The organism is Atlanticothrix silvestris CENA357, from assembly GCF_016056295.1.
GTDB classification, from domain to species: domain Bacteria; phylum Cyanobacteriota; class Cyanobacteriia; order Cyanobacteriales; family Nostocaceae; genus Atlanticothrix; species Atlanticothrix silvestris.
Genome location: NZ_JAECZB010000056.1, coordinates 3,998 through 6,309 on the forward strand (window position 1 = coordinate 3,998; position 2,312 = coordinate 6,309).

Consider the following 2,312-nt stretch of genomic DNA (forward strand, 5'->3'; position numbering starts at 1 on the left):
TGAGTGGCAATGATGTCCTGTTCGGAGAACAAGGTAATGACCGTTTAGAAGGTGGAACTGGAAATGATACTTTGTATGGTGGTACGGGGAATGATACTTATTCTTTCTCTGCTAACAGTGCCTTGGGAACCGACACGATCGCAGAAACTACAACAGGTGCCACTGATACTCTGAACTTTAGCAGCACCACAGTTGCAGTAAACGTCAATCTCGGTGTAACCACCTTACAAACAGTTAATAGCAATCTCAAACTAATTCTCTCTGCCAACAATGTCATTGAAAATGCAGTAGGTGGCACAGGTAGCGATCGCCTCACTGGTAATACATTAAATAATACTCTGAGTGGCGGTGCTGGCAATGATAGCTTGTCTGGTGGTACGGGAAATGATACTTATTCTTTCTCTGCTAACAGTGCTTTGGGAACCGACACGATCGCAGAAACTACAACAGGTGGCACTGATACTCTGAACTTTAGCAGCACCACAGTTGCAGTAAACGTCAATCTCGGTGTAACCACCTTACAAACAGTTAATAGCAATCTCAAACTAATTCTCTCTGCCAACAATGTCATTGAAAATGCAGTAGGTGGCACAGGTAGCGATCGCCTCACTGGTAATACACTGAATAATACTCTCAGTGGTGGTGCTGGTAATGATACTCTAATAGGAAGTAATGGTGATGACTTACTCTGGGGAGAGTTAGGTAATGATAGTCTCACGGGAGGAGTTGGTAAAGATAGATATTTGTTCCGAGGTAGCGGTGTCTTTAGCACCAGTTTAGGCGTTGATTACATTAGCCAGTTTGAATTGGGACAAGACCAAATTGTACTCAGTAAAGGTACTTTCAATGCAATTACTAATACAGCTGGACAGGCTTTAACTGACTTTGCAGTTGTCAGTAGTAATGAATTCGTCAATGCCAGTAATGCACATATTGTCTTTAGTCAAAGTAGTCGTAGCTTATTTTATAACCAGGATGGTAATGCTTTGGGTACAGGAAAAGTATTTGAATTTGCCCGTTTAGGGAATCCTGATATTACTCTAAGTAGTAGCAATTTTAGTTTGATTGCCTAGTTTTCTAGGTAGTAAGCTGTTCCACATCTTAATACCTTTGCCAAAAATAAAGTTAGTTCTAATACTAATTTGAATTTGGTGAAGGTATTATTTTATGTAAGATTAATTTGAAAAATGATTGCGACAAATGTCAATCTGAAACACCTATGCAATCAATGTCTCATATCCAAAATCTAAAATTGTATAAGCTTTTCATCGCAGTCTTCAGTCCCCAGTCCCTAGTAAAGCAAAACCTGCTCTAATTGTTTATATACAAAAAGCCCTTTATAGTCGTAGGGTTAGAAGCTGATAAAGCATAACAGTTTAGTCAACTAGGTACTTTTGCATGGCACTGGATATTTCCACTTTGCCTTTGGCGTTTCAATTTACTTCTCCAGGCCCCATTCTGGTGAAACTAGGCCCAATAACTATCCGTTGGTATGGGTTGTTGATTGCTACGGCTGTGCTAATCGGCGTTAGCCTTTCCCAGTACTTGGCAAAGCGCCGTAATATTAATCCTGATTTGCTGAGCGATTTGTCAATTTGGCTGGTAATTGGGGCAATTCCCGCAGCACGGCTTTATTACGTTTTATTTCAGTGGTCAGAATATGCTCAATACCCAGAGAGGATTGTTGCTATTTGGCAAGGAGGTATTGCAATTCATGGAGCAATTATTGGTGGTACTTTGGCAGCCTTAATTTTTGCCAAGCTCAAGCAAGTTTCTTTTTGGCAACTAGCTGATTTGGTCGCTCCTTCATTGATTTTAGGACAAGCGATCGGGCGTTGGGGTAATTTCTTTAACTCTGAAGCTTTTGGCAGCCCTACCAATTTACCTTGGAAACTTTATATTCCACCAGAACGCCGTCCACCGGAGTTAGCGAATTTTGAGTATTTCCATCCCACATTCCTGTATGAATCTCTGTGGAATTTAATGGTGTTCACTCTGCTGATAACTTTGTTTTTTCGGGGTTTATCTGGCAAGTTACGCCTGCGGCTTGGGGCATTATCTATGGTTTACTTGACAGCTTACAGCTTAGGGCGCTTTTGGATCGAAGGTCTTCGTACTGATAGTTTAATGTTGGGGCCTTTGCGAATCGCGCAAGTTGTCAGCCTTGTTGGCATTGTCTTGGGATTGGCTGGTTTGGCTTGGCTTTATATACGTAAACGCCCTTTTCCTGATGTGGTTTCTCCCAAAGGTGATGGAGAGTAGGGAACACAGGAGCAGGGGAGCAGGGGAGCAGGGGAGCAGGGGAGCAGAGG

2 protein-coding genes are annotated in these 2,312 nt (G+C 42.1%); both read left to right on the top strand.

Annotated features, from left to right (window positions below; genetic code table 11):
- The coding region (locus tag I8751_RS16950) for a calcium-binding protein (protein ID WP_214440307.1) at positions 1-1,073 on the top strand (1,073 nt) is incomplete at its 5' end.
- Between the two features lie 325 nt (positions 1,074-1,398).
- Complete coding sequence (gene lgt, locus I8751_RS16955; RefSeq protein ID WP_214440308.1) at positions 1,399-2,262, top strand: prolipoprotein diacylglyceryl transferase; 864 nt, start codon at positions 1,399-1,401, stop codon at positions 2,260-2,262.
- Positions 2,263-2,312: the final 50 nt, after the last annotated feature.

What these genes read in the sequence shown, in the direction of transcription:
- lgt (WP_214440308.1), top strand. Translation starts at nt 1,399, where the DNA reads ATGGCACTGGATATTTCCACTTTGCCTTTGGCGTTTCAATTTACTTCT.